Origin of the sequence: Pseudomonas vancouverensis (assembly GCF_004348895.1) — a bacterium.
Lineage (GTDB): Bacteria > Pseudomonadota > Gammaproteobacteria > Pseudomonadales > Pseudomonadaceae > Aquipseudomonas > Aquipseudomonas vancouverensis.
This window is the reverse complement of record NZ_RRZK01000007.1, coordinates 595181-609558: the sequence shown is the minus strand read 5'-3', so window position 1 is coordinate 609558 and position 14378 is coordinate 595181. Positions and strand designations below refer to the sequence as shown.

13 protein-coding genes are annotated in these 14378 nt (G+C 61.5%); 8 read left to right on the top strand and 5 right to left on the bottom strand.

What is annotated here, in order from left to right; genetic code table 11:
- The first annotated feature begins 39 nt into the window (after positions 1-39).
- The 3 genes from betC to EIY72_RS07230 all read left to right on the top strand — a co-directional run bounded on the left by betC (position 40) and on the right by EIY72_RS07230 (position 4284).
- On the top strand, positions 40-1554 hold the full coding sequence (gene betC, locus EIY72_RS07240; RefSeq protein WP_093228255.1) for a choline-sulfatase: 1515 nt from the start codon (positions 40-42) through the stop codon (positions 1552-1554).
- Positions 1555-1570: 16 nt separating this feature from the next.
- The gene (gene choX / locus EIY72_RS07235; RefSeq protein ID WP_093228257.1) at positions 1571-2491 is read left to right on the top strand and encodes a choline ABC transporter substrate-binding protein; all 921 of its coding nucleotides are present in this window, start codon (positions 1571-1573) and stop codon (positions 2489-2491) included.
- A gap of 224 nt (positions 2492-2715) precedes the next feature.
- Complete coding sequence (locus EIY72_RS07230; RefSeq protein WP_093228259.1) at positions 2716-4284, top strand: SulP family inorganic anion transporter; 1569 nt, start codon at positions 2716-2718, stop codon at positions 4282-4284.
- A 95-nt stretch (positions 4285-4379) separates the two neighbouring features.
- Here EIY72_RS07230 and aroE read toward each other — a convergent pair whose 3' ends face one another.
- Both aroE and hemF read right to left on the bottom strand, forming a co-directional pair.
- Positions 4380-5201 (bottom strand): shikimate dehydrogenase, encoded by an 822-nt coding sequence (gene aroE, locus EIY72_RS07225; protein ID WP_093228261.1) that lies wholly within the window; start codon positions 5199-5201, stop codon positions 4380-4382.
- Positions 5201-6124 carry an oxygen-dependent coproporphyrinogen oxidase gene (gene hemF, locus EIY72_RS07220; RefSeq protein WP_093228263.1) on the bottom strand — a complete coding sequence of 308 codons (924 nt, stop codon included), beginning with the start codon at positions 6122-6124 and terminating at the stop codon, positions 5201-5203. The genes aroE and hemF overlap by 1 nt, the downstream gene beginning before the upstream one ends.
- Positions 6125-6286: 162 nt before the next feature.
- Between hemF and EIY72_RS07215 the strand changes: the two genes are divergently transcribed.
- Positions 6287-7264: an NADPH:quinone reductase gene (locus tag EIY72_RS07215; protein WP_093228266.1), complete on the top strand. Its 978-nt coding sequence runs from the start codon at positions 6287-6289 to the stop codon at positions 7262-7264.
- 56 nt (positions 7265-7320) lie between these two features.
- Here EIY72_RS07215 and tsaC read toward each other — a convergent pair whose 3' ends face one another.
- From tsaC to EIY72_RS07200, 3 genes are all read right to left on the bottom strand, one after another.
- Positions 7321-7878 (bottom strand): L-threonylcarbamoyladenylate synthase type 1 TsaC, encoded by a 558-nt coding sequence (gene tsaC / locus EIY72_RS07210; RefSeq protein ID WP_093228267.1) that lies wholly within the window; start codon positions 7876-7878, stop codon positions 7321-7323.
- Between the two features lie 55 nt (positions 7879-7933).
- Positions 7934-9040, bottom strand: a complete 1107-nt coding sequence (gene dprA / locus EIY72_RS07205; protein WP_093228269.1) for a DNA-processing protein DprA — start codon at positions 9038-9040, stop codon at positions 7934-7936.
- 80 nt (positions 9041-9120) lie between these two features.
- On the bottom strand, positions 9121-9945 hold the full coding sequence (locus EIY72_RS07200; protein ID WP_093228271.1) for a peptidoglycan-binding protein: 825 nt from the start codon (positions 9943-9945) through the stop codon (positions 9121-9123).
- Positions 9946-10132: 187 nt separating this feature from the next.
- Between EIY72_RS07200 and def the strand changes: the two genes are divergently transcribed.
- Genes def through trkA form a run of 4 tightly spaced genes read left to right on the top strand, consistent with a single transcriptional unit; the run spans position 10133 to position 14361 of the window.
- Entirely contained in the window at positions 10133-10639 is a 507-nt protein-coding gene (gene def, locus EIY72_RS07195; RefSeq protein ID WP_093228273.1) for a peptide deformylase, read from the top strand.
- 57 nt (positions 10640-10696) lie between these two features.
- Positions 10697-11656 (top strand): methionyl-tRNA formyltransferase, encoded by a 960-nt coding sequence (fmt, locus tag EIY72_RS07190; protein ID WP_093228275.1) that lies wholly within the window; start codon positions 10697-10699, stop codon positions 11654-11656.
- Positions 11653-12963 carry a 16S rRNA (cytosine(967)-C(5))-methyltransferase RsmB gene (gene rsmB / locus EIY72_RS07185; RefSeq protein WP_093228277.1) on the top strand — a complete coding sequence of 437 codons (1311 nt, stop codon included), beginning with the start codon at positions 11653-11655 and terminating at the stop codon, positions 12961-12963. The genes fmt and rsmB overlap by 4 nt, the downstream gene beginning before the upstream one ends.
- Positions 12964-12984: 21 nt before the next feature.
- Positions 12985-14361, top strand: coding sequence for a Trk system potassium transporter TrkA (gene trkA, locus EIY72_RS07180; RefSeq protein ID WP_093228279.1), 1377 nt, complete (start codon positions 12985-12987; stop codon positions 14359-14361).
- The last annotated feature ends 17 nt before the right edge of the window (positions 14362-14378 follow it).

Sequence of the window (14378 nt, the reverse complement as noted above, 5' to 3'; positions counted from 1 at the left end):
ACCTTCGCATAAACATCCACTATGGAATGCCGCGATCACATGAAGCGCAAGAACATTCTTTTCATCATGGCCGATCAAATGGCCGCGCCAATGTTGCCGTTCTACGGCCCATCGCCGATCAAACTGCCTCATCTCAGCAAACTGGCCGCCCAGGGCGTGGTGTTCGACTCGGCTTACTGCAACAGCCCATTGTGCGCACCCTCGCGCTTCACCCTGGTCAGCGGTCAGTTGCCGAGCAAGATCGGTGCTTACGACAACGCCGCCGATTTCCCCGCCGATGTACCGACCTACGCCCATTACCTGCGCCGCCTCGGCTACCGCACTGCGCTGTCGGGCAAGATGCATTTCTGCGGTCCGGATCAGTTGCACGGCTACGAAGAGCGTCTGACCAGCGATATTTACCCGGCCGACTACGGTTGGGCGGTGAACTGGGATGAGCCGGACGTTCGGCCGAGCTGGTACCACAACATGTCTTCGGTGCTGCAGGCCGGCCCCTGTGTACGCACCAACCAGCTGGATTTCGACGAAGAAGTGGTATTCAAGGCCCAGCAATACCTGTTCGATCACATTCGCGAGGATGGCGATCAGCCGTTCTGCCTGACGGTTTCGATGACTCATCCGCACGATCCGTACACCATTCCCAAGGCGTTCTGGGACCTGTATGACGACGCCGACATTCCGCTGCCTGTTACTCCAGACCCACATGACCTCGATCCACACTCGCAGCGCCTGCTCAAGGTCTACGACCTGTGGGAAAAACCCTTGCCTGTGGATAAGATTCGCGACGCCCGTCGTGCCTATTTCGGTGCCTGCAGCTATATCGACAGTAACGTCGGCAAACTCCTGCAAACACTCGAGGATACCGGGCTGATTGACGACACCATCATTGTCTTCTCCGGCGACCATGGCGACATGCTCGGCGAACGTGGGCTCTGGTACAAAATGCATTGGTACGAGATGGCCGCCCGCGTGCCCCTGTTGATAAGTGCTCCGGGACAATTCGCAGCCGGGCGGGTCAGCGCCAGCGTTTCCACCGCTGACCTGCTGCCGACCTTCGTCGAACTGGCCGGCGGTTCCCTCGAACCTGGCTTGCCCCTCGATGGCCGCTCACTGGTGGCGCATCTGCAAGGGCAGGGCGGTCATGATGAAGTGTTCGGCGAATACATGGCCGAAGGCACCATCAGCCCGCTGATGATGATTCGCCGCGGCGCCTACAAATTTATCTACAGTGAAGACGACCCCTGCCTGCTCTTCGATGTACGCAACGACCCTCAGGAACAGGAAGAACTCAGCCAATCACTGCAACATCGCCAGATTTTCGACGACTTTCTTAGCGAAGCGCGTGCGAAATGGGATGTGCCGGCGATTCATCAACAAGTGCTCGCCAGCCAGCGTCGCCGGCGTTTTGTCGCCGAGGCACTGACCCTCGGCAAGCTCAAGAGCTGGGATCACCAGCCGCTGGTAGACGCCAGTCAGCAGTACATGCGCAACCATATCGACCTTGATGATCTGGAGCGTAAAGCACGTTATCCACAACCCTGCCAAAACCAATAATGTTAAGGGGAAGTCCATGCAAAGGTTATCCACACTACTGACGGTCGGGCTCCTGGCCCTGGGCAGCGCGTCGGCGTTTGCCGATGCAAGTTGCGACACGGTGAAAATGGCCGATCCGGGCTGGAGCGACATCGCCGCGACCAACGCCATCACCGGTTTCCTGCTGGACGGCATGGGCTACAAGGCCAAAGTAGACACCCTGGCGGTGCCGATCACCTTTGGCGGCCTCAAGGACGGCCAGGTCGATGTCTTCCTCGGTAACTGGATGCCGGCGCAACAGGGCTTCTACGACAAGTTCGTGGCCAGCGGCGATGTCACGCAACTGGCGAAGAACCTCGACGGCACCGAATTCACCCTGGCCGTCCCGGATTACGTGTGGGACGCCGGTGTGCATGACTTTGCCGACCTGAACAAATTCGCCGACAAGTTCGACCGCAAGATCTACGGCATCGGCTCCGGCGCGCCGGCGAACCTCTCGTTGCAGGAGATCATCAAGAAAAACGATTTCGACATGGGTCAGTGGAAACTCATCGAATCCAGCGAACAGGCGATGCTCGCCGAAGTGTCCCGCGCGATAAAGAAACAGAAGTTCGTCACCTTTCTCGGCTGGACCCCGCACCCGATGAACGTGCAGTTGAAAATGCATTACCTCAAGGGTGGCGAGAAGTACTTCGGTGACACCGGCAGCGTGCATACCCTGACACGCAAGGGTTATGCACAGGCGTGTCCGAATGTGGGCAAATTGCTGACCAACCTGAGTTTCACCCAGGACATGGAGAACAGCATCATGGCCGAGGTGGTGAACAAGAAGGTGAGCAATGCCGACGCGGCCAAGGCGTGGATCAAGGCGAATCCGGTGGTGCTGGACAAGTGGCTCGATGGCGTGAAAACCGTTGATGGCAAAGACGCACTGCCGGCAGTCAAGGCCAAGTTGTAACGATTAGCCGGCAGGACGCTGTATTAAGCAACTGTGGCGAGGGAGCTTGCTCCCGTTCGGCTGCGCAGCAGACGCAAACCCGGACAACTCTATAAGAGCTGGATACCGGATTAGGAGCGCTCCGCGCTCCAGCGGGAGCAAGCTCCCTCGCCAAAGAAGCTTCCTTCAGCACAGCAAGCGTCCTGTCCTGCTACCCTTGCGCAAAACCCCAACCGAGAGGCCCCATGGCCCTGCCAAGTCGCCAATCACTCTTCCCGTTCCTCACCTGGCTGCCCAGGCAAACCCGCGCCAGCGTCGGACGGGACCTGATCGTTGGCCTCAGCGGCGCGATTCTGGCGTTGCCGCAATCCATTGCCTACGCACTGATCGCCGGTCTCCCACCCGAATACGGCCTGTACGCCGCCATCATTCCCGTGTTGATCGCCTGCCTTTGGGGCTCTTCGTGGCACCTGATCTGCGGCCCAACGGCGGCCATCTCTATCGTCCTGTACGCCAGCGTCAGTCCTCTGGCTGTGCCGGCGTCGCAAGACTACGTCGTGCTGATCCTGCTGCTGACCTTCCTCGCGGGCATCTTCCAGTGGCTATTGGGGCTGTTGCGCTTTGGTGCCTTGGTGAATTTCGTCTCGCACTCGGTGGTGCTCGGCTTCACCCTCGGCGCTGCAGTGGTGATCGCCATCGGCCAATTGCCCAACCTGATGGGCCTGGACCTGCCCGGCCAGGCCACGGCGCTGGACAGCTTCATCACCTTGTTGCGTCATCTGGGTGAAGTCGACAAGCCTTCGCTGGTGCTGGGCCTGGCAACCGTGGTGCTCGGCGTGATCCTGAAGCTGTTGCTGCCACGCTGGCCAACCCTGCTGATCACCCTGGTGATCGGGGCGCTGGTGGTGTGGCTGTGGCCATCAATGTTTGGCCACGTGGCGCTGGTCAGCGCATTCACCGGCCAACTGCCGCCTTTCAGCCCGCTGCCGCTGGACCTGGATCTGATCCTGCGTCTGCTGCCCAGCGCTGTCGCAGTGGGCATGCTCGGACTGGTGACCAGCCTGTCGATTGCCCGCTCGATTTCGGCACGCTCGCAACAGTTGCTCGACGCCAACCAGGAAGTGCGTGCCCAGGGGTTATCGAACATCGTCGGTGCTTTCTTTTCCGGATCATTGTCCGCCGGTTCCTTCACTCGCTCTGGGTTGAGCTACGAGGCTGGCGCCTGTTCGCCACTGGCTGGGATCTTTTCGGCGCTTTGGGTCGCGCTGTTCGCGCTGTTCGGTGCGAACCTGATTGAACACATCCCGATCCCCGCCATGGCCGGCAGCATTCTGCTGATCGCCTGGGGACTGGTGGATCACCGTGGTATTCGATCCTTGCTGCGGGTCAGCCGCGCCGAGTTCGTGGTCATGGCGCTGACCTGCCTGGCGACCTTGCTGCTGGAGTTGCAGACGGCAATTTATGCCGGGGTGCTGGCCTCACTGTTCTTTTATCTCAAGCGCACCTCGCAGCCCCGGGTGCAGCATTGGCGCGATGGCGAGGAAGACATTCTGCGGGTCGGTGGTTCGATCTTCTTCGGCGCCAGCCACTACCTGCAGGTCCGCCTGCAACGCATGCAGGGCCCGCGTGTGGTGATCGAGGCGCAACAGATCAACTTCATCGACTATTCGGGAGTGGAGATGCTGCATCAGGAGGCACGGCGACTGCGCCAGCAGGATCGCAGCCTGACCCTGCGTCGGGCGCGACCGCAGGTGGTTGAAGAATTACGCAAGCTGGAAGGCGCGGAGAAATGCCCGATCCGGTTTGAGGATTGACCTGTAGGCGCTGGCTTGCTGGCGGTGGCTAACGACACGATAAATCTGATGCACCGTGTTGTTCCAATCGCCAGCAAGCTGGCTCTTACACAGTTTTACAGGGCCAGTTGCCGACGAAGTTCGGCCAGCACCGGCGCCGTGTCCGGGCGTACGCCGCGCCACAGCAGGAACGCCTCCGCCGCTTGCTCGGCAAGCATTCCCAACCCATCCATTGACACCGCAGCCCCCTGTTCAGTGGCCCAACGGCAGAACGAGGTCGGCTCCTTGCCGTACATCATGTCGTAGCACACCGTCTTGCCGGGTTCGATCAGGCTGCCGGCAATCGGCGGTACGTCGCCGGACAGGCTGGCAGAGGTTGCGTTGATGATCAGGTCCACCGGCTCGCGTAACCAGTCGAAACCACTGGCCGATACCGGGCCCAGGTCAGCGAACAGCTCGGCCAGCAGTTCAGCCTTTTCCACCGTGCGGTTGGCGATGATCACCGACGCCGGCTGCTCGGCCAGCAACGGCTCCAGCGCACCGCGCACCGCACCGCCGGCACCGAGCAGCAGGATGCGTTTGCCCTTGAGGCTGAACCCGGCATTCACCGTCAGGTCGCGAACCAGTCCGGCGCCGTCGGTGTTGTCGCCCAGCAGACTGCCGTCGGCCTGTTTGCTCAAGGTATTGACCGCGCCAGCCCGTTGCGCCCGCGCCGTCAGGCTGTTGGCCAGCCGATAGGCTTCTTCCTTGAACGGCACTGTGACGTTCGCGCCGCGTCCTTCAAGGAAAAACGTGCGAGCGCAGGTGGAAAAGTCGTCCAGTGGCGCGAGCAGCGTGCTGTAGTCGAGTTTTTGCGCCGTCTGCTCAGCGAACAGACGATGAATCATCGGCGATTTGCTGTGGCCGATCGGGTTACCGAATACGACGTAACGATCCATCAGGATTCCTCGCTCAGGCCCAGCCAGTCACGGTCTTGCAGGAAGTACTCGGTCAGGCGCGCTTCTTCGCTGCCGGGCTCGGCCTTCCAGTCATAACCCCAGCGCACTTGCGGCGGCAGGGACATCAGGATCGATTCGGTACGCCCGCCTGATTGCAGGCCGAACAGCGTGCCACGGTCGTAGACCAGGTTGAACTCGACATAGCGCCCACGGCGGAATTCCTGGAATTCACGCTGCTGAGCGGTAAATGCATCGTGCTTGCGGCGCTGCACGATGGGCAGATACGCATCGATGTAGGCATCGCCGATGGCACGCATGAAGGCAAAGCTGGTGTCGAAATCCCATTCGTTCAGGTCGTCGAAGAACAGACCACCAATGCCCCGTGGCTCGTGACGGTGCTTGATGTGGAAGTAACTGTCGCACCAGGCCTTGTAGCGCGGGTAGACGTCCGCACCGAACGGCGCACAGGCCTGCTCGGCGATGCGGTGCCAGTGCACACAGTCTTCTTCATTGCCATAGTAAGGCGTCAGGTCAAAACCGCCGCCGAACCACCAGACGGGCTCTTCGCCCTCTTTTTCGGCAATGAAAAAGCGCACGTTGGCGTGGGAAGTCGGGACATGCGGATTGTGCGGGTGGATCACCAGCGACACGCCCAAGGCTTCGAAACCACGCCCGGCGAGCTCCGGCCGATGGGCGCTGGCAGACGGCGGCAGGCCACTGCCAAAGACGTGGGAAAAGTTGACGCCGCCCTTTTCGATCACCGTGCCGTTTTCGATCACGCGCGTGCGACCACCACCGCCGGCAGGCCGGGTCCAGGCGTCCTCGACGAAGCGCGTGCCACCGTCTTCGGCTTCCAGGGCAGCACAGATGCGGTCTTGCAGGTCCAGCAGGTAGGCTTTTACGGCCTCGGTGCGGGTCGTCATGTCTTCACCTTGAATCGGACAGAACTACGCGGCGCTCCAGCGGAGCTCAGCCTGCGCAAATGGGCGCGTAGCATAACATCGCCAGTCACGCCTTCGCAGTTGACGAAGATCAAGCTTAGGAGTCCGATAGGGGGCTTGGTAAACCAACTCAGGAGAGTGCAGATGGCAAAGCGTATTCAGTTCCGTGCCCACGGTGGCCCCGAAGTGCTTGAGTATGTGGATTACCAACCCGCGGAGCCGGGACCGAAGGATGTTCGTGTGGCCAACAAGGCCATCGGACTGAACTTCATCGACACCTACTACCGCAGCGGCCTGTATCCGCCACCGTCCCTGCCATCGGGTGTGGGTTCGGAAGGTGCCGGCGTGGTCGAGGCTGTGGGCAAGGATGTCACCCGCTTCAAGGTCGGTGATCGCGTGGCCTATGGCAGCGGTCCGTTGGGCGCCTACAGCGAAGTACACACCCTGCCTGAGGCCAATCTGGTGAGGCTGCCGGATTCAATCAGCTTCGAGCAGGCCGCAGGCGTGATGCTCAAGGGCCTGACCGTGCAATACCTGCTGCGCCAGACCTATGAACTCAAGGGTGGCGAAACCATTCTGTTCCACGCGGCCGCCGGTGGCGTCGGCTCCCTGGCCTGCCAATGGGCCAAGGCCCTGGGCGTAAAACTGATCGGCACCGTGAGCTCGCCGGAAAAAGCCGCGCTGGCCAAGGCCAACGGTGCCTGGGCGACCATCGACTACAGCCACGAGAACGTCGCCCAGCGCGTGCTGGAGTTGACCGACGGCAAGAAAGTCCCGGTGGTGTACGACGGCGTTGGCAAGGACACCTGGCTGACCTCCCTCGACAGCGCTGCGCCTCGCGGCCTGGTGGTGAGCTTCGGCAATGCCTCCGGCGCCGTGGACGGGGTGAACCTGGGGATCCTGGCAGGCAAGGGGTCGCTGTACGTGACCCGGCCGACGCTGGGCACCTACGCCAACAATGCCGAGAACCTGCAGCGCATGGCCGATGAGTTGTTCGGGATGATCAGCAGCGGCAAGCTGCATGTGGACATCAGCCAGCATTATCCACTGGCTGAAGCGGCGAAGGCACACACCGAGTTGTCGGCACGACGCACGACGGGTTCGGTTGTGTTGTTGCCTTAAGATTTTCCGCGTCATCGCTCATCGCTGGCTTGCCAGCGATGAGCGATGACGCGGTGTTAATCCGGGCGCACAACATGCCCGGTCGCCAGATCCCGGATAACACTCGGGTTCTTGCGCCCACCCAGATTCCCGCCCAGCACCAGATCCACCTGGCCACGGAAATACTGCTCGACGCGAAGCCGCGTGCGCGCCGCCGGACGGCCTTGAGGGTTGGCCGAAGTCGACACCAGCGGCCCGACCAGTGCACACAAGTCGCGCACCAGGGGGTGATCGCTGACCCGCAATGCCACCGTTTCATGCACGCCGGTGATCCACTGCGGCAGCATGTTCTGGTGCGGTACCAACCAGGTATTGGGCCCTGGCCAGGTACTGGCCATGCGGTCCATCCACAGCTCGGGGAAGTCCTCGAAGAGGAAGTCGAACTGACGGATGTTATCGGCGACCAGGATCAGGCCCTTGTCCACCGAGCGGCCCTTGATCATCAGCAGGCGATCCACTGCTTCTTCGTCCCACGGGTCGCAACCCAGACCCCAGACGGCTTCGGTTGGGTAGGCAATCACCGCCCCGGCGCGAACTGCTTGCGCGGCTTGTTGCACACGCCAACTGTTGACCATGAAAAAACTCTCCAGAAATAGGCTCCGTGCAGTTTACCGATCTTGTCCGTAAAACCTAGCTCACTCGCGCAAACCAGCGCCCGCTTTCGCAGACAGCGCGTCCATCCATCTCCAGTTCGGTCAATGCCACCAGGACTTTGGGCAAGGCCCAGCCACTGGCATCGGCCAGGGCTTCGCTGGTGTGAGGTGCCGCGTGAAGCAGCATTAAAAGTGGGTGATCGGTGGAAATCGCCGGCGCTCGGGCTGAAAACGGCAATTGCTGCCAGCCACGCAAGGCTTCGAGGATATGTTCAATGGTTTCCACCAGCACCGCGCCATCGCGAATCAACTGGTGACAACCTCGGGCACCCGGGTGATGAATTGATCCGGGAATCGCAAACACCTCGCGCCCTTGCTCCCCGGCCAGCCTCGCGGTGATCAATGACCCACTGGCAACACTGGCCTCGATCACCAGCACGCCAAGAGACAAACCACTGATGATCGGGTTGCGTCGCGGAAAATTGCTGGCGGTGGGACCGGCGTCCAGCGGGAATTCGGAAAGCACGGCACTGCCCGAGGCAATCATGGCCTCTGCCAGCCTGCGATTGCGCTGTGGATAAAACTTCTCGAGACCGGTGCCCAATACGCCAACTGTTTGCCCACCAACATCCACAGCTGCCTGATGCGCAGCAGCATCGATGCCCAGGGCCAGGCCGCTGGTGATGACAAAACCGGCACCGGCCAGGCTGCGGGAAAAAGCCGCGGCGGTGTCCATGCCGGGGCGGGAAGCGCGGCGGCTGCCCACCATCGCCAGCTGTGGTTTTTCCAGAATGGCCGGATCGCCCGCCACGAACAACAACGGCGGCGCATCACTGATCTGCGCCAGCAATGCCGGGTAGTCAGGCTGGTCCCACATCAGTAAATGCTGGCCCTGGCGCTCCAGCCAGGCCAGAGTATGGCTCGCGCCATCGCGGATTTCAGCACTGCGCCTGGCCTCTGCACAGGCCGCCGGCAGCCCCAGCGAACGCCATGCACTGGCTGGCGCACTGATCGCCCTCGACGCTGAACCGAAGGCCTCGATTAACTTCCTGAAGCGCGCCGGACCGAGCTCCGGCAAGCGATGCAAACGTAAACGGGCTTCCAGTTCCGCGGGGGAAACCGGTGTTCTGATAATCTGCGACATGGATCATCCTTGATCATTTCGAATGCCCGTTCGAAACCGAACAAGCTGTGGATAACTCTGTTGGTAACTTGTGAAGCGTGCTAAGGATTTCGCACCTTGTCCATGACGGCCAGCGAGCGTGAAGTGCTGAGCACCAGCCCGTAACTGAGCTTGTCGTAGGTACGGAATACCATCAGCAGGCCGGCCCGCTCATCAGGAATTTTCAACGGCTGGCCGGAGACGCGATCACGCACGGTTTCACCGGTTTTCATCACCGCCAGCACATTGCCTTCAACCAGCCCGTCGCGTTTCCCTTTGTTCAGCGTGACCACGTCCATCGCGCCGATCTGCGTGACGCCACGTGGCACATCGATGATCAGGCCGTTGATGTCGGCGTTCGGTGAGCGAGGAACGTATGTCGAATCGAAAGAGGGTGCTTGCCCCTCGAACAGACGATCCCCCGGGCGTACCTCTTGAGTCGTGCGTTGCAGCATCAGGGTGACGACGCCGTCCTCTGTGGCCTGCACTTCGGCGCTGCCAATGTCGTCGGCGTTGATCCCGAGCAGCTCATGGCTCACCGGATCGGTGTAGACCTTGCCCTGGCGAAAAATGCCATACACCGCTTGGCCCGGGTCGACGTGACCCCGGGCGAAAACCCGGTCGCCACTGCCACTGAGCACACGCTCGGCATCGCCGGCGACGATGTAGGGAGCCTTATCGAAATCTTCGGCGGCGTTGACGATGCGATTGCTCAGCAAAAAGCTGTTGATGGTTTTCAGGGCAATGGCCGGAACGGCATCGCTCAGTGGACTACTGCGCACCTGCGGTGAGAGCTTCAGGGTTGGCATTTCGTCCTTGAGCGGCACTTGCCCGTGCGCCAAACCAGCCGACACCAATAGCAGCAGGGCGAGTAGTGATTTCCTCATGCGGTGAATCCCTTTATTATGTACGTTCGCGTGAAACGCCAGAGCCCCCATTGGCTCGCTCCCGGCTTGCCTGGCAAAACTTGCCAGACCTCAGAACGGAGCTACGTTTTACAACGATGACCTGCCTTTCTTCGGACCTGCCAGGCCATCGACCCGACCTTACTTCACACGTGCACACATCAAGCTTATGGCCATTTTAAACATCCTCGAATTCCCTGATCCGCGTCTGCGCACTATCGCCAAACCTGTGGCCGTAGTGGACGACGAAGTGCGTCAGTTGGTCGACGACATGTTTGAAACAATGTATGAAGCGCCGGGCATCGGCCTCGCCGCGACCCAGGTCAACGTGCACAAACGTATCGTCGTGATGGATCTCTCCGAAGACCGCACCGAACCCCGGGTGTTCATCAATCCGGAGTTCGAGCCACTGACCGAAGAGATGGAGCAATACCAGGAAGGCTGCCTCTCGGTGCCGGGCTTCTACGAAAACGTCGACCGCCCGCAAAAGGTCAAGATCAAAGCCCTGGACCGCGACGGCCAGCCTTACGAACTGATCGCCGAAGGCCTGCTCGCCGTGTGCATCCAGCACGAATGCGACCATCTCAACGGCAAATTGTTCGTTGACTACCTGTCCACGCTCAAACGCGACCGAATCAAGAAGAAACTGGAAAAGCAGCACCGCCAGAACGCTTGATGCCCCTCTTCAAAGGCTTGCTGCGGCAAGCCTTTTTCTTTTTATGAGACTCCTCCCATGACTGAGCCACTGCGCATCGTTTTTGCCGGCACCCCGGAATTCGCCGCCGAACACCTCAAGGCCCTGCTCGACAGCCCTTACGAGATCGTCGCGGTCTACACCCAACCGGATCGTCCGGCCGGTCGTGGACAAAAACTGATGCCGAGCCCGGTCAAACAGCTGGCGCTGGAAAACAACATCCAGGTGTTGCAGCCGCCGACCCTGCGCAACGCTGACGCTCAAGCCGAGCTCGCGGCACTGAAGCCTGACTTGATGGTGGTGGTCGCCTACGGCCTGATCCTGCCGCAAGTGGTGCTGGATATTCCGCGCCTGGGCTGCATCAACAGCCATGCCTCGCTGCTGCCACGCTGGCGCGGTGCGGCGCCGATCCAGCGTGCCGTGGAAGCCGGCGACGCCGAAAGTGGCGTGACCGTGATGCGCATGGAAGCCGGCCTCGACACCGGGCCGATGCTATTGAAAGTGACCACGCCGATCAGCGCCGAAGACACCGGTGGCACCCTGCATGATCGTCTCGCCGAGATGGGTCCACCTGCGGTTGTTCAGGCCATTGCCGGTCTCGCCGCCGGCACCCTGCAAGGCGAAGTGCAGGACGACAGCCTGGCCACCTACGCACACAAATTGAACAAGGACGAAGCGCGCATCGACTGGAGCCGTCCGGCCGTCGAGCTGGAACGCCTGGTCCGGGCCTTCAACCCCTGGCCGATCACCCACAGCACCTTGAATGGCGAAGCCCTGAAAGTGCTGGCGGCGAATCTTGCCGAAGGCAGGGGCGCACCGGGGGAAATCCTCAGCGCCAGCAAAGATGGCCTGATCGTCGCCTGCGGCGAACAAGCCCTATGCCTGACCCGTCTGCAATTGCCCGGTGGCAAGGCGCTGAATTTCAGCGACCTGTTCAACAGCCGCCGTGAGAAATTCGCCACCGGCACCGTCCTCGGTCAAGTGGTGGAGGCGAAATGAACCCGCGTCTGGCCGCCGCCAAGGCACTCGCCGCCGTCCTCAGTGGCAAGGCCTCGCTCAACAGCTCTCTGCCGACACAACTGGACAAGGTCGAAGACCGTGATCGCGGTTTCACCCAGGACCTGGCGTTCGGCACCGCTCGCTGGCAGCCACGCTTGTCGGCGCTGGCGGCCAAGTTGCTGCAAAAACCGTTCAAGGCCGCCGACGCCGATGTCGAAGCGCTGCTGTTGGTCGGCCTCTATCAACTGCTCTATACCCGCGTCCCGGCACACGCTGCCATTGGCGAGACTGTCGGTTGTGCCGACAAGCTGAAAAAGCCTTGGGCCAAAGCCTTGCTCAACGCCGTACTGCGCAATGCCCAGCGTGAAAGCGAAACGATTTTCGCCGAGCTGGAACGTGATCCGGTGGTACGCACCGCCCACCCGCGCTGGCTGCAAAAATCCCTGAAGGCCTTCTGGCCTGAGCAATGGGAAGCCATCTGCGCGGCCAACAACGCCCACCCGCCGATGATCCTGCGGGTCAATCGCCGCCATCACACGCGTGATGCCTACCTCGGCCTGCTGAGCGACGCCGGCATAGCGGCTGCGGCCTGTATCTACAGCCGCGACGGCATCGTTCTCGAATCCGCCGCCGACGTTCGCAGCCTGCCGGGCTTCGCCGACGGCTGGATCAGCGTGCAGGACGAAGCGGCGCAACTGGCCGCCGATCTGCTGGACCTGGCCCCCGGCCAGCGCGTACTGGATGCCTGCTGCGCACCGGGTGGCAAGACCTGCCACATCCTCGAAGCCGAGCCGAAACTGGCCGGCGTCGTTGCTGTGGACCTGGAAGCCAAGCGCCTGGTGCGGGTGCGGGAAAACCTCGAACGCCTGAAGCTGAGCGCCGAACTGATCGCCGCCGACGGCCGCGATACGCAGGCCTGGTGGGACGGCAAGCCGTTCCAGCGCATCCTGCTCGACGCGCCTTGCTCGGCCACGGGTGTGATCCGCCGCCACCCCGACATCAAGCTCACCCGTCAGCCAGACGACATCGTTGCCCTCGCGCAACTGCAAGGCGAACTCCTGGACGCCATGTGGACAACGTTGGAAGTGGGCGGCATTTTGCTCTACGCCACCTGCTCGACCTTGCCGACCGAGAACACCGAAGTCATCGAGGCCTTCCTCGCCCGCACGCCGGGTGCCCGTGAACTGGACCTGGCAACGGCCGCCGGGATCAAGCAACCTCATGGTCGCCAGTTGCTGGCACAAGAGGGCGGCCACGACGGTTTCTACTACGCCAAGCTGATCAAGATCGCCGCCGCGCGCGGTTAATGGATTCAATGGAGTGAGCGGATGAAAATCATCATCCTCGGAGCAGGGCAAGTGGGCGGCTCGCTGGCCGAACATCTGGCCAGCGAAGCCAACGACATCACCGTGGTCGACACCGATGGCGAACGCCTGCGTGACCTCGGCGACCGCCTGGACATCCGCACCGTGCAGGGTCGTGGCTCGTTCCCGACCGTGCTGCGCCAGGCTGGCGCCGACGATGCCGACATGCTGGTCGCGGTCACCAACAGCGACGAGACCAACATGGTCGCCTGCCAGGTTGCCCACACCCTGTTCCACACCCCGACCAAGATCGCCCGCGTGCGTGAAGCCGCCTACCTGACCCGCGAAGAACAGCTGTTCCAGAACGAAGCGATTCCGGTCGACGTGCTGATCAGCCCCGAGCAGGTGGTGACCAACTACATCAAGCGCCTGATCGAACACCCCGGCGCCCTGCAGGTCATCGATTTCGCCGAGGGCAAGGCGCAACTGGTGGCCGTGCGCGCCTATTACGGCGGGCCGCTGGTAGGTCAGCAATTGCGCCAACTGCGCGAACACATGCCGAATGTGGAAACCCGCGTCGCCGCCATTTTCCGCCGTGACCGGCCGATCCTGCCGCGCGGCGATACGGTGATCGAGGCGGACGACGAGGTGTTTTTCATCGCCGCCAAAGCGAACATTCGCGCGGTGATGAGCGAAATGCGCCGCCTCGACGAAAGCTACAAGCGCATCGTCATCGCCGGCGGCGGGCAAATCGGCGAGCGACTGGCCGAGGCCATCGAAAGCCGTTATCAGGTGAAAATCATCGAGATGAACCCGGCGCGCTGCCGGCATCTGTCGGACCACCTCGACAGCACCGTTGTGTTGCAGGGCAGCGCCTCGGACCGTGACCTGCTGCTGGAAGAGAACATCGCCGACGCCGACCTGTTCCTGGCCCTGACCAACGATGACGAAGCCAACATCATGTCGTCATTGCTGGCCAAGCGCCTGGGCGCAAAAAAGGTCATGACCATTATCAACAACCCGGCCTACGTCGACCTGATCCAGGGTGGCGACATCGACATCGCCATCAGCCCGCAACTGGCGACCATCGGCACCTTGCTGGCCCACGTGCGCCGTGGCGACATCGTCAGCGTGCACTCCCTGCGCCGGGGCGCGGCGGAAGCCATAGAGGCCATCGCCCACGGCGATGCGAAATCGAGCAAGGTGATCGGCAAGGCCATCGAGAACATCGGTCTGCCGCCCGGGACCACCATCGGTGCGATCATTCGCGATGAAGAAGTCATCATCGCCCACGACGATACAGTGATCGAAGCCGGCGACCATGTACTCCTGTTCCTTGTGGATAAAAAGCATATTCGCGATGTGGAGAAGCTGTTCCATGTAGGGTTGAGCTTCTTCTGATCCGGAACACACTCAAA

What these genes read in the sequence shown, in the direction of transcription:
- hemF (WP_093228263.1), bottom strand. Translation starts at nt 6,124, where the DNA reads ATGACGACCCGCACCGAGGCCGTAAAAGCCTACCTGCTGGACCTGCAA.
- def (WP_093228273.1), top strand. Translation starts at nt 10,133, where the DNA reads ATGGCCATTTTAAACATCCTCGAATTCCCTGATCCGCGTCTGCGCACT.
- tsaC (WP_093228267.1), bottom strand. Translation starts at nt 7,878, where the DNA reads ATGGTCAACAGTTGGCGTGTGCAACAAGCCGCGCAAGCAGTTCGCGCC.
- trkA (WP_093228279.1), top strand. Translation starts at nt 12,985, where the DNA reads ATGAAAATCATCATCCTCGGAGCAGGGCAAGTGGGCGGCTCGCTGGCC.
- EIY72_RS07200 (WP_093228271.1), bottom strand. Translation starts at nt 9,945, where the DNA reads ATGAGGAAATCACTACTCGCCCTGCTGCTATTGGTGTCGGCTGGTTTG.
- fmt (WP_093228275.1), top strand. Translation starts at nt 10,697, where the DNA reads ATGACTGAGCCACTGCGCATCGTTTTTGCCGGCACCCCGGAATTCGCC.
- aroE (WP_093228261.1), bottom strand. Translation starts at nt 5,201, where the DNA reads ATGGATCGTTACGTCGTATTCGGTAACCCGATCGGCCACAGCAAATCG.
- EIY72_RS07215 (WP_093228266.1), top strand. Translation starts at nt 6,287, where the DNA reads ATGGCAAAGCGTATTCAGTTCCGTGCCCACGGTGGCCCCGAAGTGCTT.
- rsmB (WP_093228277.1), top strand. Translation starts at nt 11,653, where the DNA reads ATGAACCCGCGTCTGGCCGCCGCCAAGGCACTCGCCGCCGTCCTCAGT.
- choX (WP_093228257.1), top strand. Translation starts at nt 1,571, where the DNA reads ATGCAAAGGTTATCCACACTACTGACGGTCGGGCTCCTGGCCCTGGGC.
- EIY72_RS07230 (WP_093228259.1), top strand. Translation starts at nt 2,716, where the DNA reads ATGGCCCTGCCAAGTCGCCAATCACTCTTCCCGTTCCTCACCTGGCTG.
- betC (WP_093228255.1), top strand. Translation starts at nt 40, where the DNA reads ATGAAGCGCAAGAACATTCTTTTCATCATGGCCGATCAAATGGCCGCG.
- dprA (WP_093228269.1), bottom strand. Translation starts at nt 9,040, where the DNA reads ATGTCGCAGATTATCAGAACACCGGTTTCCCCCGCGGAACTGGAAGCC.